Origin of the sequence: Psychrobacter sp. 16-MNA-CIBAN-0192 (genome assembly GCF_040309565.1) — a bacterium.
GTDB lineage: Bacteria > Pseudomonadota > Gammaproteobacteria > Pseudomonadales > Moraxellaceae > Psychrobacter.
On record NZ_JBEOOX010000532.1, the window covers coordinates 1 to 251 of the forward strand.

Annotated in this window: 1 protein-coding gene; it reads right to left on the reverse strand. The window is 49.4% G+C overall.

Annotated elements, in window-relative coordinates; translation table 11 throughout:
• The coding region (locus AAEY78_RS14270) for a dicarboxylate/amino acid:cation symporter (protein WP_352340085.1) at positions 1-251 on the reverse strand (251 nt) is incomplete at both ends.

The following is a 251-nucleotide window of genomic DNA, read 5'->3' on the forward strand; positions in this document are numbered from 1 at the left end:
CTACCAGGAACTCCTGCTGTGCCGACAGACGCTACCGTTGCCGTTACCGCAATCAACATGTAGTCCGTCATATCAAGCGGAATACCGTAAATTTGCGCAATAAAAATGGCCGCAAGAGCAGGATAAATACCGCCACAACCGTCCATGTTCATAGTTGCGCCGAGTGGCAGTACAAAAGCACTGTAACGTTTCGATACGCCCATTGCTTCAGTACTACGTGTGCTGGCAGGTAAAGTACCAAAGCTTGATGC